Here is a 20857-nt window from a genome sequence, read left to right as displayed (position 1 = left end):
GTGCTGGTCACGTCGAAGCGGCAACTTGCGGCAGTTGTTTGACCGCTTCATCAGCGGAGCACCGGACCGGGCGGCCGGTTCAATGTTTGCCCACAGATTCCAGAGGCCCCTGTACGATGCCGTCCACGTTGTCCTGCGTCCGTGAGCCTCGGAGGCTCCGGAAAGCCGGCACTCTTCGGATCGCTCAAACTGGGCCACCGTCACTTCTGCGCCGGCGGCAGGGCGGTCACGATCCCGTTGGGGTCGACGGTCCCGATCCACATCTGCCGCTCCGCCGAGCGACCCTGATCGGGAACGCGTTGCAGTGGTTGTTCCCAACTGTGGAGGGTTGTGGTCTGGTAGGGCTTTGGCACGGTGCCGCCCTTCCAGGTGACCGCCTTCGGGTCGAAGACGACAACAGCAACGTCTCTGCCGTAGTTGGCCCTGATCTTCGCCAGTCCCTCCTGAGTGGCGTCAACGTAGCCGACGGTCGGAACTCCACAGCCGATCGTGAAGGTCATTTCGAACCAGGCGGACCCCGATCGCTTACCGGCAAGTACGACCGGACGATCGCCGACTGCTGCACAGGACCGGTTCATCTCGTCGACCTGACCGGCGGCGTTCGCCACGGTCCAGACCGAGGTCCAGGTCGCCACCGACATCCCGACCACGGCCACGCCCAGGCCCACACCGGCCCAGGAGATCGCCGGCACCTTCCGAGCGATCTCGCGCGCCGTCCAGGTTGCCGCGATCAGCAGCCCCGGTATCACCACGGGCACGAATCGACGCATCGCCCAGATCTGGTCCGGGAAGATCGACACCTTGTTCAGGTACAACAGCGACACCGCCGCGATCGCCATCACGAACAGGACCAGCCGCGGGTCCCGGCGGCGGATCACCCGCACCGCCAGCAATGCCGCGCCGACACCGGCCAGCACCACCACCAGCCAGCCCTGATACATCGCGAGCCAGTTCACCGTGCTCTCGTCGTAGGTGCGGCCCGGTTCCACCGGCATGCCGGCCGCGGCCTGCATGCCGTCGGTCACGTGTTCGGTGGCGGTTCCCCGCCTCCAGAACCCGGTCCAGAACAACGGCCGGAGGATCAGCACCAGGCCGATGGCCAGCGAGACCGCGCCGAACACCCGGGCGAAGGATTTGGACCCGGCGATCCGATCGCGAAGCCTTCCGAGAGGGATGAAGGCAAGGGCCACCACGATCAACCAGGCGACGACCGCCAGGATGTTCAACGGGATGGTCTCGTCGGACGACGCTTTGAAATAGGGGAACGAGTTTCGAACGCCGTCGATGATGGACAGCCCGATCATCAGCGCGGACCCGACGAAGAACGCCGTCGCGTAGAGCGCCGTCGACCGCCGCACCGCGGAACTCCGGGCGAACGCGGTAACGAGGGCGAAGCCACCCAGGATGCCGATCACGGTCGCGCCCCCATCGATCCGGGCGAGAGAGGAGACTCCGAACAGCAGGCCGGCAACGAAGAACCGAGACCACTTGCCCGACTCCCACGCGGTCCACAGCAGGGTCAGCGCACCGAAGGTTGCCAGTAGCGCGGTGGGCTCGCTGTAGGGCGAGCGACTCACGGACACGAACGGCATCGAGGCGGCCAGCGCCGCCATAGGTACCAATGCCCAGAGCGGGCCGAGCAACCTACGGGCGAAGCCATAGACCGCCAGCAGCGCGATGCCGCCGATCACCAGGTCGCCCTTGAGGATCGCCGTCAGGCCACCGACCCACCCGGCCGCGCCGAGCAACCCGGGAACCAAGCCGTTCGACTGGGGCTCGACGTTGGTCCCGACGGTCGGGAACCCGAGTGAGTCCGCGATCGCGCCCGGAACACCGGCGACCGCGGCCTGTGCCTGGCTGACGTCGATGAGCGGCGACGCGTGGTGTTGCAGCCACATCGCCCGGAGCGTGTAGATGCCCGGGTCCCGTTGCAGCACCACATATTCCGCGGTGTACGTGCGGTTGATCCACATCCAGAAGAGGACCAGGATGCCGGCGATCACCGCCCCGGCAGCGGCCCGTCGAACCCGTTTCCCGCCCGCAGTTCCGGCCGCGGATCCAGGAAACGGACCGTCACTGTCCAGGTAGCGGGAGGGTGTCCAGTGCCAAAAAACCACGATGGCGATCAGCGCGGCCGGAATCACCAGAGCCGGGTGGAACACCCGGAACGCCACCGCGGCACCGATCGGCAGGCACGCGGCGAGGAACGCGAAGACGATCCGGTCGGGAGCGGCGATCACGAAGCGGTTCAACCGATCGGCGGCCGTCGGTGAGGAGTCGGGCTCGGTACGCACGGTGATGGCGCTCACGCGTTCTCCACCAGGTCCAGCACGTAGCGACCGTAGTCGCTGGAACCGAGTTCCCTACCTCGCCGCGCACATTGCTCCGGGGTGATCCACCCGTGCGCCAGAGCGATCTCCTCCAGGCAGGCGATCCGAACGCCCTGCCGGTGCTGCATCACCTGGACGTACTGTCCGGCTGCCTGCAGTGCGTCGTGCGTGCCGGTGTCGAGCCAGGCGTAACCACGACCGAGGTCCTGCAGCAGCGCGCGGCCCTGCTGCACGTAGATGTTGTTCAGGTCGGTGATCTCCAGCTCGCCCCGGGGCGACGGTCGCAGGCCGCCGGCGAGCTCGACCACATCGGGTGTGTACATGTACAGCCCGGTGATGGCGCGGTTGCTCCTCGGCTGCGCCGGCTTCTCCTCGATCGACAACAGCTTGCCGCGTTCATCGGCGAGCCCGACGCCGTAGCGTTCGGGATCGGACACCGGGTACCCGAACAGCACGCACCCATCCAACCGCTGCTGCGACTCGGCAAGCTTGGCCGTCAGCCCATAGCCGTGAAAGATGTTGTCCCCCAACACCAGCGCTACCGAGTCTGCCCCGATGTGGTCGGCGCCGATCAGGAACGCCTGGGCGATACCTGCCGGTTCGGCCTGCACCACGTAGCTCAGGTTGACGCCCCAGGCCGCGCCGTCCCCCAGCATCCGCCGGAAGCTGTCGTTGTCCTCGGGTGTGGTGATCACCAGGATGTCCCTGATGCCGGCCAGCATCAACACCGACAGCGGGTAGTAGATCATCGGCTTGTCGTAGACCGGGAGCATCTGTTTGGACACTCCCAGGGTGGCGGGCCACAGCCGTGATCCTCGTCCGCCCGCCAACACGATGCCCTTCATCAGTTCTCTCCCTTGTTGATGGAACCGTCGATGGCCGCTCCGGCCGCGACCTTACGGCTACGTCGCGCCACCGCGGCCCGAGCGGTCAACGCACCCTTCAGGCCCCAGCGGATCGGCGCCTGCCAGCGCGCCGGCCGGCGATCTGCCAGATACCGATAGGCGCTGCGATGGTGCTCGTCGAGCATCCGACCAGGAGTGCGCTCGGTGGCGTGCCCGCCGATGTGCTCGACCTCGGCGTCCGGAACGTACAGATTCTGCCAGCCGGCCTTCATCAGCCGATCGGCCAGATCGATGTCTTCGAAGTACATGAAGTAGCGCTCGTCGAAGCCGCCGACGTCGTCGAACGCCGCACGGCGCAGCAACAGACATGAGCCGGACAGCCAGCCCGCGGTCCGGCGACCGACCTTTTCGTCTTCCGCCCGGTAGGCGCGGGTCCACGGGTTGCGTGGCCAGAGCCAGCCAAGGACGGCGTGGCCGGCCCCGGCGGACAGGGTGGGCAGCCGCCTGGCGGAGGGGTACAGCGCGCCGTCGGGAGTCCTGATCGCCGGGCCGAGTGCTCCCGCGCGCGGGTTGTCCCTGGCTGCCGCGAGCAGGGTGTCGACACTGCCGGCGCCGAGGACGACATCCGGGTTCGCCACCATCACGTACTCGATCTCGGCGGGCAGCGCGGCGACGCCACGGTTCGCCGCGGATCCGTAGCCGAGGTTCCCGCCCGTTCGCAGGAGTTCGGCGCGGCCGGCCGCGGCCGCTGCCTCTACCGATCCATCGGTGGATCCGTTGTCCGCCATGATAATTCGGGTCGGCCGACTGGTCGCCGCCGGCACCGAGTCCAGGAACGAGTTCAGCGCATCGCCGGGCGAGAAGGTCACCACAACGATGCCGACAGTGCCCGTCATCCCAGAGTCCGTCTTCGCAGAGTCCGTCATCGCGCCGCACCGCTGGTCGCCACGGCCCGCTGATAGGCCTCTCGGCAGGCCTCGGCGCACGCCTGCCAGCTGAACAGCGCGGCGCGCTGCACCCCGCGCCGACCGAGCTCGGCGCGCAGCTCCGGCCGATCCAGCAGGTCCGTGATGGCCCGGGCAATATCGGCCTCATCGGGTTCGCAGTAGGCGACGGCGTCGCCGCCGACCTCGGGTAGCGACAGCCGTCGGGTGGTGAGAACCGCTGCACCGCAAGCCATTCCCTCCAGCACCGGTAGACCGAAACCCTCCCCGAGACTCGGGTAGGTGACGATCTCTGCTCCGCCGAGATAGCCCGCGAGCAACTCCACCGGCAGGTATCCCGGTCGCAGCACGGTGAGCCGGTCGGGAACGCCGGCGACCGCGTCATCGATAGTCCGATCCCACCCCGGCGCTCCGGCCAGCACCAGCACGGGTGGATCTGCGAGTGCGCCCGCAGCGCGGACGAAACCGGCCACCAGCGCCGGAATGTTCTTCCGCGGTTCGTGAGTCGCCAGGAACGCCAGGTACTTTCGGTCACCGATCCCGAGGTGATCGCGCGCGGCCCGCACCTGTCCGGCATCGGGGACGGCGAACCGGTCCCGGTCCACCCCCAGGTGGCCGACCTGCAGCTTGGCGGGATCAGCCGATGCCAGTCGGACGAGCTCGTCACCGGTCGCGGCGCTGTCCACCACGCAGACGGCCGCGTGCCGCAGCGAGTACTTCGTCCAGCCGCGGAAGAACCGACCCTTGACGCCCAGGTGCAGCTCCCGGTCGGAGAAGAAGGTGGCGTCGTGCAGCGTGACGACGACCGGAACCGGCGATGCCATCGGCATCGTGTAGTGCGGCGAGTGCACGACGTCGACCTTCAGCCGGCGGGCGAGCATGGGCAGCCCGGTCTGCTCCCAGCCGAGCCGGGCCGGCCGGGACGCGAGCCGCCCGGACAGTGCCACCACCCGGGCCTGGGGTGCCCGGGTGGAGAAGGTGTCGGCGTCCCGCTGCTGGCAGGCGATCGACAGACCGCCCCCGCCGTCGAGCGCTGCCGCGAGTTCGTCGACGTACCGTCCGACGCCGCCGCGCGCGGCGGGCACCGCCGTCGCGTCCAGGAGCACCTTCGGGGACGGCATTCGTTGCTCTCTCACTCTCTCTCCGGGGGCGGGCGGCGTTACGCGACGGTCAGCCGGACGATCGGGGCCGAACCAGTCCACTCGGCTCGACGGTACCGATCCACACGTCGGTCGATTCGTCGACAGGCTTGCTGGGAACCCTCGACAGCGTCGACTCCCACATCTGGTAGTCGAGCGCCAGATCGGGCGTCTTGGCCGGAGGCACCGACCACTGAACCTGTTTCGGCGTGAACGTGACCACGGTGATCGTCCCGCCCCAGGTCTGTTGGATCTTTGCCACCTTGGCCTGGTCCGGTGCCTTCAGGTACAGGGTCTGGACGCCGCACACGTTGTTCAGCGTCACCTGGTAGTAGCCCATCTTCGGTGGGGAACCGAGGATCAACGCCTTGTCGCCGGTGATCGTCGAGCAGATCCCGCGCACCAGATCGTATTGGCCCTGGCCTTCCCGGACCGTGAACATCGGCCCCCAGGACAGGACCGCGGGAATCACCGTGACCGCCGTGGCCACCGCCAGCAGCACGCTCGTAACCGAGCGATCTCGCCGATCACCTGCCGCGCCGGCCGGGAGCCTCTTACTCCACCAACGCTGCAGGCCGCCGGTCGCCTCGGCCGCCCCCCAGGCCAGGACCAACAACATGCCGGGGAGCACCGCGGGGAGGTAGCGACGCATCGCCCAGATCTGGTCCGGAGTGATGTTCGGGGCATACAGATAGAGCAGGGCGCTGGCCGCGAGCGGGGCGAGCACCAACATCAGCGCCAGGTTCCGACGTCGAATCATCGCGATGACGGCCGCCACCACAGCAGCTCCGGCCAACGCCACCACGGCCCAGCCGAAGTACCAGGAGAGCCAGGTCACCGACATCTCGCTGTAGCTGCGGTGGATGTCCAGCGGCAGGCCCTCTTGCTTCTGCCGGTTGCCGATCCCGATCGCATAGATTCCTTCGACCCCGCGGGTGATCTGCCACAGCGGACGAAGAGCCAGGTAGGCCAGTACCGCCACCAGGACGACGCTCAGGATCCAGGCGAGGGCGGCCCGATGAACCCGCAGCCAGCGGCCGACGGCCAGCGGCATCCAGCGCATCAACAACGCGACCACTACTACCCCGCCCAGCGCGAACCACAGTGCATGTGCCTCGGTGCGCAGCGCAAACAGGTAGTCCGGCGAATGGAACTTCAGATCGGTGTAGCCGAGCAGCACCATCGGAACGGCCCCGGCCAGAAGCCACAGCAGCCCGCGGTACAAGGTTCGACGGACCTCGACCGAGGCGCAGAAGCCGATCGCGACGGCCAGCCCGGCGACCGTGCCGATCACCAGCAGCACGCCGTCGATCCTGGTCAGTGCGGTGGCGCCGATCCCGAGGCCGGCCAGCAGCCACATCCGCGGGCTCTTCTCCCTGACGGCACACCACAACCCGAGCAGTCCGACAGTGATGGTGATCATCGAGACCGGCTCGGTGTACGGCGCCCGGGAGAACGCCGCGAGCGGCATGCTCACCGCCAGCCCGAGCACCGGGATCAGTCCGAACCACGGGCCGGCCATCCGCCGGGCGATGGCGTAGACGGTGACGAGCCCGACGGCGCCGATCAGTACGTTGGCCTGCAGCAGCCAGCCGGCCCCGCCGATCCACCCGGCGACGGCGATCATGCCGGGCACGATCGTGGTGCTCTGCAAGTAGCGGATGATCCGTCTGGTCTCACCGCCCTGATACAGCGAAACCTGTGGGACGGCCTTGCGGACCGCCAGCATGTCGGGATCCAACGCCGCGTCCGGCGATGGGTGGTTCATCAGGTAGAACCCGCGCAGGGTGTAAATGGACGGGTCCCGTCGCACGGACAGCAGTTCGGAGTAGTAGTGCCGGTTGATCAGGAACCACAGCACGGCAATCAGTACAGCGATCGCGGTGCCTATCGCCCAGGCCCACCGGCTCGACCAGCCGAGGCGGCCGATGATTCCGGCGGCGGCCGGTCGTTGCACCGGCGAGGCCGGCATCAGCCGCCAGCCCACCGCGGCCAGCAGCAGCATCAGCGGGAACACGACGTACGAGTGGAAGATGCTGAGCTGAACGGGTATCGCCACGCCGAGGATGACGGCCAGCGACAGCTGGCAGATCCGGTCCGGAATCCCGATCACGAAGGCGGTCAGCAGGGACGGCCCCTTCGGCAATTCCATGCCGGTCGGCTTCAGAGCAGGAGCGTCGCCGACCGACCGGTCACTCACCACCGGTCACCCGCTCGACTCACGCCGCTATCCCGTCGCCATCGGTGTCTGCCCGACGAACTGGCGGGCGGAACCAGCATAGGCAATTCACCCCGGGTCCCTGACCAGCTGCCAGGTCCGTTCTGCGGCTTTCTGCCACGAGAACGCCGCGGCACGTCGTCGGCCCGCTTCAGCCAGCCGGGCCCGCGCACCTGGATCCGCCAGCAGCGTCGCCAGAGCGGCCGCCAGCGCGGCCGGATCCTCGTTGGCAACCACCGCGGCGGCGCCGTCGGTGAGCTCGGTCAACGCCGGCACAGCGGTGTGCAGCACTGGCACACCCAGGGCCATCGCTTCCAACACCGGCAACCCGAATCCTTCGGAACGGCTGGGTGCCACCAGTGCGGCGGCCCCGGTGACGGTCGCGGCCAGGTCGGCGTCGTCGAGCCGGCCCAACGCCAGCACCCGCTGCTTCGCCAGGCCGGACGCGGCGACCAACTGGTCGAGTCCGGTGCCCCAGCCGGCCGGGCCGACGATGGCTACCGGGACTGATCGGACGGGGTTGTCCTCAGCCCCGTCGTCGCTGCCGTCCCCACTGCCGCCCGGCGCCCCGAGCGCCGCGAACAGCAGGTCAAGACCCTTCCGCGGCTCGACCGTGCCGACGAACACCAGGTAGCGCTCGGGGAGACCGAGCCGCCGCCGCCTGGCAACGGCGTCGGCGGGCGGCGCGAGATCGTCCCCCACCCCCCAGCCGACCACCGCGGGTGGTCGCGCCAGCGACACGTAGTCGGCGAGCTCGCTCGCGACCGCCTGCGCCGGGACGATGATCCGGGCGGACCCGGCCGCCCGCTCGATCATCCTGCGGTGCCAGCCGACCCCGCGGGGGGTCAGGGTCTCCGGGTGGGTGTACGGCACGGCGTCGTGCACGATGACCAGCCGGCGCTGGCCGCGCCGGGCCGGCGGCAGCGGCGGACCACTCGGGAACAACGGGGTCGGCGCCAGCACCACATCGCCGGCGACCGCCGGCGGCAGGCCGCGTTCCCACAGCACCGACAGCGCCCGCCGGCCGGCCGGTAGCCGCCGTGGCCGGATCGCCCCGATCGGACCGTCAATGACGGCCGCCGCGGTCGACGAGTGCCACGCGCTCGCCGTCCGCAGCTGCCAGCCGGGCGGGGCCTGCGCCGCCATCGCCGTCGCCAGCTCCTTGGTGACCCGTCCGGTGCCGCCGGGTACCGGCGACAGCAACTGCTCGACGATCACGGTCAGCACCGGCACCGCGGTCACCTCCCGACATCGACGGCGACCCGGGCGGCCACGGTCCGTGGAGCGGGTGGCGGCCCGCCTCCCGGGTACGGTATCGCTGATGTCCGCCACCTCCCCGCGGCGCACCGGCCGTCAGGGCGGCCTGAGCGTGACCGTCGATGCCACCCCGTTGTTGGGTGTCCGCACCGGCATCGGTCGGTTCGTCGAGCACCTGGTACAGGGGTTGGCGACCGCACCAGAGGTCGACCTGTCCGCCACTGCCTTCACCCTGCGCGGCTGGCGCTCGCTCGCTGCCGCTTTGCCGCCAGGGGTGCGCCACCGCGGCCTTCCGGTGCCCGCCAGGCTGTTGCGTCAGGCCTGGCTGACGACGTCGTTCCCGCCGGCCGAGTGGATCGCCGGACGCAGCGCGGTCTTCCACGCCACCAACTACGTGCTGCCGCCGCTGCGCCGCGCCGCCGGTGTGCTGTCGGTCCACGATCTCTCCTATCTGCACTTGCCGGAGACCGTGCACCAGTCGTCGCTGGCCTATCGAGAGCTGGTGCCGCGCGGGCTCAAACGGGCCGCGGTCGCCTGCTCGCTCACCGCCTGGACCGCCGACGAGCTGGCCGAGGCGTACGGGTTCCCGCGGGAGCGCATCGTGGTGACGCCGCTGGGCGTCGATCAGCCGTGGTTCGATGCGGCTCCCCCGTCAGCCGCGGTGCGGGCGCGGTGGGGACTGCCGGCGGACTACCTGCTGTTCGTGGGAACCAAGGAACCTCGCAAAGGACTGACGACGCTGGTCGAGGCCCACCGACGACTCACCGCCGAGGCCGGTTCCGCGGTGCCGCCGCTGGTGCTGGTCGGCGCCGAGGGCTGGGGAGACCAGCAGCCGATCCCCCCGGAATCCGCACCGGGATCCGCGGTGATCACGCTTCCCTACGTCGATCAGGCCGATCTTCCGTCGTTGGTCGCCGGCGCGACCACCCTGGTGATGCCGTCGATCTACGAAGGCTTCGGGCTGCCGGTGCTCGAGGCGATGGCCGCCGGCACCTCAGTGGTGATCAGCCGGACACCGGCCATGCTGGAGGTAGCCGGCGGGCATGCCGCGACCTTCCCGGTGGGTGACGTCGATGCGCTGGCCGGCGTGCTCGCCAGGAGCCTGGCCGGTGACCGACCGGACCCGTTGGCCGCCAGGGAGTTTGCTCGTGGCTGGAGCTGGCAGAAGTGCACCGACGCGGCGTTGAGCGCCTACCGGATGGCCGTGTCCTGACGGACGTGCCTGTCCGGCGGCGCCAACTCGACTGGTCAGGCCGGCAGGAAGAACCAGGTGGACTTCAGGCCGAGCTGCGAACGGAAGCTCTCGCCCGAGATCGGATCGGTGTGTCCCTTGGTTCCGTAGAGGCGCACCCACACGGCACGCCCGCCGCCGGCGCCATGGCCGTCCCGCAGGGTCACCTTCATCGAGGTGAGGGTGCCGATCACGCTGCCATATCTGCTCTGCAGCGAAGCCGTCGAGACCTTGCTGGTCCAGTTGTGATAGGGGTTGTTGCTCGCGGCCGCATCGCCCTGGTCGGACACTGCCGGGAAGGTCCCGCCCGCCGTGAAGCCGCCGGTAGAGGCGGAGAATTCGCTGGCCACCATCTTGCCGGCGGAATTCAGCAGCACCAGGCCCGTCGTCGTGGCGACTGCGTTGTCGGTGCGGCTGTCCTCGATCCTGGTGTCGTTGGTACCCGCACCCCCGTAGACCTGGCAGGCGGTGGTGTCGCAGGTCTGCGAGTGGTTCTCCGAGTGCACGGTGTCGGTCAGCGCGTATCCGCGGGCGGCGATCGTCTGCGCCCTGATCGCCTGCATGCCCCAGCCCTTACCGGCGTCGGCCCACGACGCCGGTGACTCCCTCGGAACCACTCCCCGCAGGTAGTCGTCGACACCAACGGTGTTGACCAGCCGGCGACCGCCCCAGGTTCCGTCCTTGGACAACAGAGTGAGGTATCCGCGGTAGACCTTGCGGGTGGCGCCATTGCAGACCGCGAGCATCTTCCTGACGTCGTTCCCGGGTGCGGCTGCCGATCGGACCACTCCGGTGGTGACCGTGCCGACCAGCGTGGCCCCCGAGGTGCAACTCGATCCCCGGTAGACCTGGATCTTCCCGTCGGACAGGTACTTCAGCACCGCGTACTGGCCGGCCTCGAAGCGGTACTTGTTGCCGACCTTGAACCAGCTGGACTTCGAAGTGACGCGGACGTTCTTCCCGTTGAACGCCGTCAGCCGGACGTTGATCCGGTTGCTGCCCTTCGCCGCGGCCGGCCGGGCCAGATGGGTGCCGCCGTAGTAGCGGGAAAGGATCCGCTGATACGTCCAGTGGTAGTTCACCGCGTACCCGTAGGCGCCGTACTGGCCCATACCGCGGCCGTGCCCGTACCCGTGACCGGTGATGGTCGCGGAGGTCATCGCCGCAGCCGCAGCCGTGGCCGTGGCCGGCTGCGGCGCCGGCGCGGCATCGGCCATGGCCGGCGCCAGCAGCGCCGAAACGGCGGTGGCACCGACTGCGGTGAAGGTGACGAGGACGCGGCGGGCGCGCAGGGGCAACGACATCGGTTGACGCTCCGGATGGCTACTGGTGGGCTCAGCCGGCCGGCAGGTATGCCGATCGGTCCGCGGACAAGGCGGCGGCAAGGGCATCGCACCAGGGGCGCAACGGCGACAGGCCGGAGTCGATCCACGACTTTTGCGAGAGTACCGAATAGGCAGGTCGCGGCGCAGGTCGAGGGAATTCGTCAGACCCGATCGGGTGAACCCGCGCCGGATCCAGACCCAGCTCGGCGTAGATCGCCCTGGCGAAGCCGAACCAGCTGGTGTCGCCGCTGTTCGTGGCGTGCAGCACGCCGCCGGGCAGCTCCCGACCCGCCAGCTGCAGCAGCCCGGCGGCCAGATCGGCGCTCCAGGTCGGTGAGCCGCGCTGGTCGTCGACCACACTCACGGTCGGATGGGTCAGCGTCATCCGGGCCATGGTCTTGACGAAATTGGGGCCGCCGGCCCCGTACACCCAGGCGGTCCGCACCACCTGGGCCGCCGGGTGGGCGATCAGCACGGCCCGCTCGCCGGCGAGTTTGGACGCGCCGTAGACACTGCGCGGGCCGGTCGGGTCGTCGACGTCGTAGGGTCGCTCACCGCGGTCGACCCCTGGGAACACGTAGTCGGTGGACAGGTGGATCAGGCGCGATCCGTGCCGGGCGGCGGACTCGGCCAGGTTCCGGGGTCCGCGCTCGTTGACGGCGTAGGCCCGGTCCACGTCGGACTCCGCGGCGTCCACGGCGGTGTAGGCGGCCGCATTGATCAGCACGGCGCGCTCGCCGTCCCGGTCCGCTGCCCGCGCCCATGCGGCCACTTGATGCTCGACTGCGTCGGCGTCGGTGATGTCCAACCCGGACGAGGTGAACCCGGTTGCCTGCTTCCCGGCGGCCGCGGCCGCCGCCATCAGGTCGGTGCCGAGTTGCCCGCCGGCACCGGTGATCATCAGGCTCGTCATGCGGTCATTGTTCCCGCATCTTCGACCCGGCCACCCCGGCGGGTCGGGTTGGCTGACTGCCTCGCGTCGATACCCTGGGACCTCGGGTGACGTTCCTCATGGCAACGGCCGCCGCGTTCAGCCGTCTGTACAAATGAAGAAGCGATGAACCGTTGCGCCTGGTGGCGCGCCGACGAACCGAAAGGGCCAGACACACATGAGCAGTCCCACCGGAAGTGACCCGCAGCGCGGGCCGCGCCGGTACGGACCCAGTGCCGGTGACGGTCGGCCCGACCCGCAGCTGCGGCCCGGCGCGTCGGGTGGTCAGTCGCGCCGCCCGGCGGTGGGGCCGCGTCGCCCTGGCCTTGACCCGGAGCGGGCCGCCGGCGGCCGTCCGCCGATCGCCGAGCCCGGGCGGCCGATGGCCGACGCCCGGGGGCCGGTGGCCGACGCCCGGGCCGGGCAGCCCCCGCGCAAGTCCACCGCCGCCCGCGCCTGGTCGGAGCTGGATCAGCCACGAACCGCGATGCTGCCGCCCGCTCCCGCTGCGGCGCCGCTACCACGAGCCGGTGGCCCGGTCGGTCCCCCGCCGGTGCCGCCCCGCCGGGTGTCCGGCGGCGGGCCGGGCGGTCCGGGCGGTCGACCGCCGAACCACCGCACGCCGGGTGGCGTCCTGGCCGGCCGGATCATCACGGCGTTCCTGGCCGCGCTGGTGCTGATCGTCACCGGGATCGGCTTCTTCACCAACTTCTCCGGCAACTCCGACGCGCAGGAGCAGGCCAAGCAGGCGGCACCGAAGGACCCGACCAAGGGGATGAACATCCTGCTGATCGGCGCCGATTCGCGGACCAACGCCGACGGCAGCCCGCTGTCGGCCGAGGAACTGCAGCAGGTCGCCACCGAGGCGAACTCCGGCACCAACACCGACACCATCATGGTGGTGCACATCCCCGACGGTGGTGGCAAGGCGACCGCGGTGTCGATCCCCCGCGACACCTGGATCGACCAGGACGTGGTGACGGACCTGCCCGGCCCCTACCACGACGGCTCCCAGGGCGACTACAAGCCGAACAAGATCAACTCGTTCTACGGCACCGCGAAGGCCTTCACCCAGGAGTACCTGGCGTCCAAGGGGGTCGACGGCAAAGATCGCGAGTTCCGGTCCAGCGAGGCCGGCCGCAAGATGCTGATCCAGGTGGTCAGCAAGTTCACCGGGCTGCACATCGACCACTACGCCGAGGTCAACCTGATTGCGTTCTACTCCATCTCCAACGCCATCGGCGGGGTGCCGGTCTGCCTGAACAACGCCGTCGACGACCCCTGGTCGGGCGCGAAGTTCCCGGCCGGCCAGCAGGAGGTGCAGGGCACCGCCGCGCTGTCGTTCGTCCGCCAGCGGCACGGGCTGCCAGGCGGCGACCTGGACCGGGTGAAGCGCCAGCAGGCGTTCCTGGCCGGGGCGATCAAGAAGGTGCTGTCGAACCCCACCAGCATCCCGAGCCTGGCGTCGGCGGCGAAGAAGACGCTGGTGATGGACAAGGGCCTGGACCTGCTGACCCTGGGCCAACAGATGCAGAGCCTTTCGTCGGGCAACGTCACGTTCACCACGATTCCGACCCATGGTGCCGCCACCGGCGCCGGTACCGATGCGCTGGCCACCGACCCGGCCGAGATCAAGAGCTTCTTCGCCAACCTCGACGGGAAGGCCGGGGCCGGCTCGTCTGCGAGCAGCAGCAAGGCGGCCAGCAAAACCGTGGTCGACGTGCAGAACGGCACCATGACGGCCGGGCTGGGTGGGTCGGTCGCCGATGCGCTCAGTGCTGCCCTGCCGTCGGGCTACACCGTGGGCCAGCCCGCCGACATGCCCGGGAAGAGCCAGTCGAACCAGCTGGACACCACCGAGATTCGGTACCCGGCCGGCGCCAAGGCAGCCGCGTCCGCGGTACAGAAGGCGCTCGGCTTCGGCACTATCACCGAGAGCGCAGACGTGGCGGCCGGGCACGTGCTGGTGGTGGCCGGCAAGGACGCGCCGGCCCCCGGCTCCGGTCTGCGGGCCGGCAGCGCGCTGCACGTCCCGGCGCAGGCCGCGACGCAGTTCCCGGCGCAGGCCGCGGCACCGACCACCTCCGGTTCTGCCCCGGTCAGCGCCGATACGGTCGGGTGTGTGAACTGATCCCGCCTTCGAGCGGGCCGCCGTCGACCGGGCCGCTGACCGCCCGGCTGCTGCTGCCGCTCCTGGCCGGTGATCCGCACCTGCCCCGGCTGGTGGTGCACACCGACCTCGGACGCACCGAACTGTCGACGGCGTCGCTGGCGAACTGGTCGGCAAAGGTGGCCGGCCTGCTGACCGACGAACTGGGAGTGGTGCCCGGCGACACCGTCGTCGTTCGGCTCGGCGCCGGCTGGCAGACCGTGCCGGTGCTGCTCGGCAGTTGGTGGGCCGGCGCCGTGCTGACCGATGTCGACGATCCGGGAGCTGCGGCCGCGTTCGTGGCCGATCTGCCGGGCGCGGACGCCGCCGCCGACGAGGTGTTCGTAGTGTCCGGGCATCCGCTCGGCGCACCGGCGACGAATGTTCTTGCCCACCAACGGGATTTCACCGGTGCCGTGCTCGGGCAGGCCGACCGGTTCGGGAAACCGCCGGCGGTCGACGACGCCGCGCCGGCACTGTTCGCCGCCGGCACCCGATGGTCGGTCGCCGAGCTGATGACGACGGCGACCCAGGCCGCCGAGCAGTTCGGCGCCGGCGCTCGGGTGCTGAGCTCAGCCGCCTGGTCGTTGCCGGATCCGGTGCTGCCGTTGGTGTTGGGTGCCCTGGCCGCCGAAGGTTCGCTGGTGCAGCTGGTCGGCGACTTCGACGAGGCGGCCCGCGAGCGGATCCGGGCCGACGAGCGGTGCACGGTGAGCTGGCCGCCTTCCTGAGGCGCCCGCCGCGGCGACTTTCCTAGAGGTCCGATGCTTCGTCGAACAGTGCAAGCGTGAACGCCTCGCCGCCTCGGAGCGGCCTGACCGTTCGGAAGTGCCGCTCGTCGGTTGTCAGCAGCCGAACCGTTCGATGGCGAGCCGCAACCACGGCTACCGAGGCATCTGCCAGCCCGATGTCGAGATCGCCGTACTGCCGCAGGAGCGTCGTCGACCGGTTCAGATCGTCGGCGCCGAACGGAACCAAGCGGTAAATGTCCGCCTCGACATCGTCCAACAGGGCGAGTTCGGCCGCAGTACCCAGCCGACGCTGGACCAGGTAGTCGAGTTCGGCGAGAACGAACGGCGACATCAAGAACGGTCCCGGTTCGGCCTCGACCGCGCGCCTGGCTCGTTCATGATGATCGTCATCGGCGTCGAGGAAGGCGTACAACCCACCGGTGTCGACAACGATCACTGGCCGAAACCTTCGGCCAACAGATCGTCGACGTGCTCCGACGTATCACGGTGGCCGCTGCGCCCGAGAACTCTCGGACGATCGGACGGAGCCTCCTCGGAGTCGAGCAATCGGCGGATCGCAGTCCTGATCAGGTCGGTGCGCGACGAGCCCCTGCGCACGGCCGCCTGCTGCAGCCGCAGGTCGTCCGTGTCGTCCAGGTAGATCGTCGTCTTCTTCATCCAGCCACTTTACCCTACGTATGGCACCGCTCGCTGGAATGCCCGCCTCAAGGCTGGGTCCGATGCGCGCAGGCAGCACCCGCCAGGTCAGCGCAACAGGCTGCGGGCCATCACCAGCCGCTGGATCTGGTTGGTGCCCTCGTAGATCTGGGTGATCTTGGCGTCGCGCATCATCCGCTCCACCGGGAAGTCCCGGGTGTAGCCGGCGCCGCCGAGCAGCTGCACCGCGTCGACGGTCACCTTCATCGCCACGTCGGAGGCCAGGCACTTCGCAGCCGAGGCCAGGAAGCCCTTGTTCGCGTCGCCCCGCTCGCTGGCGGCGGCCGCCTGGTAGACCAGCGTGCGGGCCGCCTCGATCTCCATCGCCATGTCCGCGATCATGAACTGCAGTGCCTGGAACTCGGCGAGCTTCTTGCCGAACTGCTTGCGCTCCTTGACGTATCCGATCGCCACGTCGAGCGCGCCCTGGGCGATGCCGACAGCTTGAGCGCCGATGGTCGGCCGGGTGTGATCCAGCGTGGCCAGCGCGGTCTTGAAGCCGGTGCCAGGTTCGCCGATGATCCGATCGCCGGGAATCCGGCACTGCTCGAAGTGGATCTCCCTGGTCGGTGAGCCCTTGATGCCGAGCTTGCGCTCCTTGCTCCCGACCACGAAACCCTCGTCGTTGGCGTGCACCACGAACGCCGAGATACCGTCCGCCTTGCGCGTCGCGTCGGGGTCGGTCACCGCCATCACCGTGTACCACTGCGAGACGCCGGCGTTGCTAATCCAGCACTTGGTGCCGTTCAGGACCCAGTCGTCGCCGTCCCGGGTGGCCCTGGTGCGCATCGCCACGGCGTCGCTGCCGGCCTCCCGCTCGGACAGCGCGTAGCTGATCATCGCGGTGCCGTCGGCGATCTGCGGCAGCACCTGCTTCTTGAGCTCCTCCGACCCGGACAGGATGATCGGCATCGAGCCGAGCTTGTTGACCGCCGGGATCAGCGAGCTCGAGGCGCAGACCCTGGCCACCTCCTCGATGACGATCACCGTGGCGACCGCGTCGGCGCCGGCGCCGCCGTACTCCTCGGGGATGTGCACCGCGTTGAATCCGGATTCGGTCAGCGCCTGCTGTGCTTCGGTCGGATAGCGCTCGTTCTCGTCGCAGTCGGCGGCATGCGGCTCGATGGCCTTGACGGCGATCTCCCGGACGGCCTCGCGGACCGCCCGATGGTCGTCGGTGACGGCGAACAGGCCCGAACCCTCGGTGACGATCTGCGTGTCGGCCACGGCTACTCCCAGCTGAGTCGGAATCCATCCGCCGGCCGCCTTGTTACCGACCGGTAACCGTCATGGTAGCGAGCCTTCCAGCCTGCCCGATGCGGTGCGTCGGAGATACCATGAGCCTGCGGGCTCGGCGGCGTGGGCGAGACGAGAGGTGAACCGACATGGGAGTCATCGCGCAGCTCAAGAACACCGCCGCCGTGTTGCCGAAGGCCCGCCGGGACAAGGCCGATCTGCCGCGCTGGCTGATCCCGCCGACCGCAGTTGCTGGCGGCCACCGGCATGTACGAGTCGGCGCTGATGTTCAGCGGACGGATGGACCCGCGGCTCAAGGCCCTCGCCGAGCTGAAGGCCGCCGCCCTGGTGACGTGTCAGTACTGCATCGACATCGGGTCCGCACTGGCTGCCAGGGCCGGAATCACCCCCGCGCAACTCCTCCGACGGTGCCGCCTGCGCCGTGCCCGAGCGCTGAGCGAACACCCGCCGCGGGTCCGGGCCAGCTCGCCCTATCGGTTGACGGTCGCTACCACTCTGCCCCGCCCACCGGGGCACAGTGGTAGCGCCGACCACCCCACCCCCTCACCTCCCCGACCCGACGTCCGCCGACCCCACTGTCGGTACCCGGGCGCACCATGTGCCAAAGGGGAAGACCCGTCATCCGGGTCACCGACGAGGGGGACATCGTGAACGTTCGTGACACCACAGATCTTCGGGACAACGCCGCAGCCGAGCAACAGTCGCTCGACCTATTGGCCGGGCTGGTGCGCCGCGCGCGGCGCCTGGCCGACGTCAGCCAGCGCGAACTGGCCGAACGGGCCGGCGTCGGCAAGAGCAGCGTCGCTCGGGCCGAGCGCGGCCGCGAGCCGATTTCGCTGACGACCTTCGTGCGGCTCATCTCGGCCACCGGGCTCACGCTCGCGCTGAGCGATCAGCACGGGGACCCGGTGGCACCGATGCGGTCGGACGCGATCACCGATCGCGGTGGGCGCTACTACCCGGCGCACCTGGACCCGGAGTCGACCAGCATCAGCCAACGGGTGGCCGGGTTGGAACGGGCCAGGCCGATTCCGCGACTCTCGTTCCACCGTCGGGACGTCCGGGATCGCCGCCGCGCCCGCCGGCAGGAGCTACCGGCCGATCACCCGGGTCCGGAGAACGTGCAACACCAGCTGAACGTCACCGGCTAATCGACGGTCGGTTCGGTCGGCTCCGTCGGTTCCGCTTAGGACTTCGGCTCAACCGCAGCACCCTGCTCCCCCTGCAGCTTCGAGTGCTTGGCCAACACCATCGCGGCCAGGTCGTCGGAGTAGGCGGCCAGCTCGCCGGCCAACTTCCGGCCGGCATCGTCCGGGGCCGACGCCAGGATCCGCAGCGCCAGCAGCGCAGCGTTCGCCGCCCCGCCCACCGACACGGTTGCCACCGGGATACCAGCGGGCATCTGCACGATGGACAGCAGCGAGTCCATCCCGTCCAGGTACTTCAGCGGCACCGGAACGCCGATCACCGGCAGGGTGGTCGCCGAGGCGATCATCCCGGGCAGGTGCGCGGCACCACCGGCGCCGGCGATGATCACCCGGAGTCCTTGTCCCGCGGCACCTTTCGCGTAGTCGAGCATTCGCTGCGGCGTCCGGTGTGCGGAGTAGACCCCGACGTCGTAGCCGATGTCGAAATCCCGCAACACATCGGCGGCGGCGCTCATCACCGACCAGTCCGAGTCGCTGCCCATCACCAGGCCGACCTGGGGTTGCGTCATCGGAGCTCCTTCGATCGGTCGGCGGCGGCCACCGCGGCGCCGGCTTCGGAAATGTCATGGATCGAGTACCCGTCGGCCCAGACCCCGCTGCCCAGCCATTCGGCGGCCAGTTGCGCCGTCCGCCGCAGCGCGGCCAGGTCGCCGCCGGTCACGTTGACGTGCCCCAGCTTTCGACCCGGTCGGATTCCCTTGCCGTACCAATGGATCTTGACCTCGGGGAACCGGGCGGACAGGTGATGGATCCGTTCGTCGATGCCCATCGCGGCGCCCGGCGAATCGGCCGGACCGCCGAGTACGTTGCCCATCACCGCGAACGGCGCGTGCATCTCGGTGCGGCCCAACGGATAATCGAGCACCGCCCGCAGATGCTGTTCGAACTGGCCGGTCACCGCCCCGTCCATCGTCCAGTGGCCGGAGTTGTGCGGACGCATGGCCAGTTCGTTGACCACCAGCCCGTCCGGGAACCGCTCGCTGCGCGGCACCTCGAACAGCTCCACCGCAAGTACCCCTACCACGTCCAGCTCGGCAGCGATCCGCAAGCCGAGAACCCCTGCGGCAGAAGCGATGTCGTCATCCAGATCGGGGGCGGGTGCGATCACCTCCACACAGATCCCGTCCCGTTGGACGGTCTGCACCACCGGCCACACCGCAGCCTGACCGAACGAGCTGCGGGCCAGCACCACCGCCAGTTCCCGGCGCATCGGCACGAAGGTCTCGATCACCAGCTCACGGCCGGCGTCGGCGGCCGGCAGCAGTTCCGTCAGCCCAGGGAGGTCATCCGCGCTGTCCAGCACGAACACCCCGCGGCCGTCGTAACCGCCGCGCGCGGTCTTGACCACCACCGGCCAGCCGTGGTCGGCGCCGAAGGCGACGGCCGCGGACGCGAGCCCGCCGACCGTCGTCACCGCGAAGTCCGGCACCGGCGCGCCGAGTTCGGCCAGGCGCCGGCGCATCGCCACCTTGTCCTGCGCGTAGCGCAGGGCGTCCGGGCCGGGGTACACCGTGTGCCCCTCGGCGATCAGCGCCCGCAGGTGCTCGCCCGGCACGTGCTCGTGGTCGAAGGTGACGACGTCGCAGTCGGCGGCGAAGCTGCGCAGCGCGGCGAGATCGGTGTGTTCGCCGATACTCACGTCCGGCGCGATCAGCGCAGCGGAGTCGTCCGGCGAGGTGGCCAACACCCGCAGGCTCTGACCGAGCGCGATGGCTGCCTGATGCGTCATTCGGGCCAACTGTCCCCCGCCGACCATGCCGACCCGGGGCAGACCGGTGCGTGGATCCACGCTGGGAAGCCTAATGGGCGGCCGAACCGCTCAGCGGCTGAGGTCCGCCAGCATCGCGGTGGCGAGCGCGACACTGCCCGGCAGCGGCTCGATCCAGCCGGCCACCGACACCGGACCCGCCAGTTCGTCCCGGTCGAGCATCCGCTGACCGAGGGTTTGCGCGAGGCCCGCGCGGGCCGGCAGTCGCTGGTCGCGCCGGCAGAGCACCGCGATCACCGAATCGGACAGCAACGCGAGCGTTTCGCCGGCGTCGAACACCGAGCGCAGCGCGTCCGCCACCACCACCATCGGCAGCCGACGGCCCAGCCCGGTCTGGGTGCTGCGGATCCGGACGATCACCAGCGCATGGGAGGCGCCCACCGGTCGGCCCATGCCGGCGCCGGCGCGGTAGACCTCGCCGAGCCGGAGCTGCAGGTAGCCGAGGCTGACCAGGCCGGTCATCGGATCGATCAGGCTCACCTGCGGCGCGGTGGCCACCTCGGACCAGCCCAGGGACACTGCCCTGCGCAGCTGTTCGGCGTTGTCGTCGGGCACCAGGGTGGTGAGCGCGTCGATGTCGGAGAGGGTCTCGGCGAGCCCGACCCCGGCGGCCGCCCGGTCCCGGCCCAGCCGCTCTGCCGCGTCCCATGGGTCCCGTAGCTCGACCATGGCCTCGCACAGCGCGTCGACGGAGTCCTGCTGCCAGTCGGAGGCGTACGCCCAGCCCAGCTCGGAGGACAGCACCTGCCACTGCTCGCGCAGGGCCTCGCTGTCCGCAGTCTGCCGCCAGGCTCGGTTCATGCTTCA

Annotated in this window: 19 protein-coding genes; 5 read left to right on the top strand and 14 right to left on the bottom strand. The window is 69.8% G+C overall.

Annotation, left to right across the window (positions count from 1 at the left end; translation table 11 throughout):
• Positions 1-200 precede the first annotated feature (200 nt).
• The 6 genes from K340_RS0121485 to K340_RS32240 form a co-directional block, all read right to left on the bottom strand.
• Positions 201-2309: an ArnT family glycosyltransferase gene (locus K340_RS0121485; RefSeq protein ID WP_029138207.1), complete on the bottom strand. Its 2109-nt coding sequence runs from the start codon at positions 2307-2309 to the stop codon at positions 201-203.
• Entirely contained in the window at positions 2306-3175 is an 870-nt protein-coding gene (rfbA, locus tag K340_RS0121480; RefSeq protein WP_029138206.1) for a glucose-1-phosphate thymidylyltransferase RfbA, read from the bottom strand. Before rfbA ends, K340_RS0121485 begins: the two co-directional genes overlap by 4 nt.
• Complete coding sequence (locus K340_RS32245; RefSeq protein ID WP_037366116.1) at positions 3175-4071, bottom strand: glycosyltransferase family 2 protein; 897 nt, start codon at positions 4069-4071, stop codon at positions 3175-3177. The genes rfbA and K340_RS32245 overlap by 1 nt, the downstream gene beginning before the upstream one ends.
• A 26-nt stretch (positions 4072-4097) precedes the next feature.
• Positions 4098-5240, bottom strand: coding sequence for a glycosyltransferase family 4 protein (locus K340_RS0121470; protein WP_029138205.1), 1143 nt, complete (start codon positions 5238-5240; stop codon positions 4098-4100).
• Positions 5241-5289: 49 nt separating this feature from the next.
• Complete coding sequence (locus tag K340_RS0121465; RefSeq protein ID WP_029138204.1) at positions 5290-7458, bottom strand: ArnT family glycosyltransferase; 2169 nt, start codon at positions 7456-7458, stop codon at positions 5290-5292.
• An 87-nt stretch (positions 7459-7545) separates the two neighbouring features.
• Complete coding sequence (locus K340_RS32240) at positions 7546-8709, bottom strand: glycosyltransferase family 4 protein (protein ID WP_037366279.1); 1164 nt, start codon at positions 8707-8709, stop codon at positions 7546-7548.
• A gap of 88 nt (positions 8710-8797) precedes the next feature.
• Between K340_RS32240 and K340_RS0121455 the strand changes: the two genes are divergently transcribed.
• Positions 8798-9946, top strand: a complete 1149-nt coding sequence (locus K340_RS0121455) for a glycosyltransferase family 4 protein (protein ID WP_051267394.1) — start codon at positions 8798-8800, stop codon at positions 9944-9946.
• A gap of 35 nt (positions 9947-9981) precedes the next feature.
• On the opposite strand, the gene K340_RS32235 is transcribed toward K340_RS0121455, so the two are convergent.
• Together K340_RS32235 and rfbD are read right to left on the bottom strand one after the other, a co-directional pair.
• Positions 9982-11268, bottom strand: coding sequence for a SpoIID/LytB domain-containing protein (locus K340_RS32235; RefSeq protein WP_051267141.1), 1287 nt, complete (start codon positions 11266-11268; stop codon positions 9982-9984).
• A 31-nt stretch (positions 11269-11299) separates the two neighbouring features.
• Positions 11300-12202, bottom strand: coding sequence for a dTDP-4-dehydrorhamnose reductase (gene rfbD / locus K340_RS0121445; RefSeq protein WP_029138202.1), 903 nt, complete (start codon positions 12200-12202; stop codon positions 11300-11302).
• 196 nt (positions 12203-12398) lie between these two features.
• On the opposite strand from rfbD, the gene K340_RS32230 reads away from it, so the two are divergent.
• Both K340_RS32230 and K340_RS0121435 read left to right on the top strand, forming a co-directional pair.
• Positions 12399-14351, top strand: coding sequence for an LCP family protein (locus K340_RS32230; protein ID WP_154674416.1), 1953 nt, complete (start codon positions 12399-12401; stop codon positions 14349-14351).
• The gene (locus K340_RS0121435; protein ID WP_051267137.1) at positions 14339-15100 is read left to right on the top strand and encodes a TIGR03089 family protein; all 762 of its coding nucleotides are present in this window, start codon (positions 14339-14341) and stop codon (positions 15098-15100) included. The genes K340_RS32230 and K340_RS0121435 overlap by 13 nt, the downstream gene beginning before the upstream one ends.
• Positions 15101-15122: 22 nt before the next feature.
• On the opposite strand, the gene K340_RS0121430 is transcribed toward K340_RS0121435, so the two are convergent.
• The 3 genes from K340_RS0121430 to K340_RS0121420 all read right to left on the bottom strand — a co-directional run bounded on the left by K340_RS0121430 (position 15123) and on the right by K340_RS0121420 (position 17008).
• Positions 15123-15557, bottom strand: coding sequence for a PIN domain-containing protein (locus K340_RS0121430; RefSeq protein WP_029138200.1), 435 nt, complete (start codon positions 15555-15557; stop codon positions 15123-15125).
• The gene (locus K340_RS0121425; RefSeq protein WP_029138199.1) at positions 15554-15778 is read right to left on the bottom strand and encodes a ribbon-helix-helix domain-containing protein; all 225 of its coding nucleotides are present in this window, start codon (positions 15776-15778) and stop codon (positions 15554-15556) included. The genes K340_RS0121430 and K340_RS0121425 overlap by 4 nt, the downstream gene beginning before the upstream one ends.
• 87 nt (positions 15779-15865) lie before the next feature.
• Positions 15866-17008: an acyl-CoA dehydrogenase family protein gene (locus tag K340_RS0121420; protein ID WP_029138198.1), complete on the bottom strand. Its 1143-nt coding sequence runs from the start codon at positions 17006-17008 to the stop codon at positions 15866-15868.
• A 294-nt stretch (positions 17009-17302) separates the two neighbouring features.
• On the opposite strand from K340_RS0121420, the gene K340_RS37635 reads away from it, so the two are divergent.
• Together K340_RS37635 and K340_RS32225 are read left to right on the top strand one after the other, a co-directional pair.
• Positions 17303-17725: a carboxymuconolactone decarboxylase family protein gene (locus K340_RS37635; RefSeq protein WP_084614732.1), complete on the top strand. Its 423-nt coding sequence runs from the start codon at positions 17303-17305 to the stop codon at positions 17723-17725.
• Positions 17722-18225, top strand: a complete 504-nt coding sequence (locus K340_RS32225) for a helix-turn-helix domain-containing protein (protein ID WP_037366112.1) — start codon at positions 17722-17724, stop codon at positions 18223-18225. The genes K340_RS37635 and K340_RS32225 overlap by 4 nt, the downstream gene beginning before the upstream one ends.
• 35 nt (positions 18226-18260) lie before the next feature.
• Here K340_RS32225 and purE read toward each other — a convergent pair whose 3' ends face one another.
• The 3 genes from purE to K340_RS32215 are packed head-to-tail and all read right to left on the bottom strand — an operon-like array spanning position 18261 to position 20851.
• Positions 18261-18791, bottom strand: a complete 531-nt coding sequence (purE, locus tag K340_RS0121410) for a 5-(carboxyamino)imidazole ribonucleotide mutase (protein WP_029138197.1) — start codon at positions 18789-18791, stop codon at positions 18261-18263.
• Entirely contained in the window at positions 18788-20071 is a 1284-nt protein-coding gene (locus K340_RS32220; RefSeq protein WP_051267135.1) for a 5-(carboxyamino)imidazole ribonucleotide synthase, read from the bottom strand. The genes purE and K340_RS32220 overlap by 4 nt, the downstream gene beginning before the upstream one ends.
• A gap of 30 nt (positions 20072-20101) precedes the next feature.
• The gene (locus K340_RS32215) at positions 20102-20851 is read right to left on the bottom strand and encodes a hypothetical protein (RefSeq protein ID WP_051267134.1); all 750 of its coding nucleotides are present in this window, start codon (positions 20849-20851) and stop codon (positions 20102-20104) included.
• Positions 20852-20857 lie beyond the last annotated feature (6 nt).

The sequence above is a fragment of the Nakamurella lactea DSM 19367 genome, assembly GCF_000426645.1.
GTDB lineage: Bacteria > Actinomycetota > Actinomycetes > Mycobacteriales > Nakamurellaceae > Nakamurella > Nakamurella lactea.
Note: the sequence above shows the minus strand (reverse complement) of the source record. Positions and strands in the feature narration are given on the sequence as shown.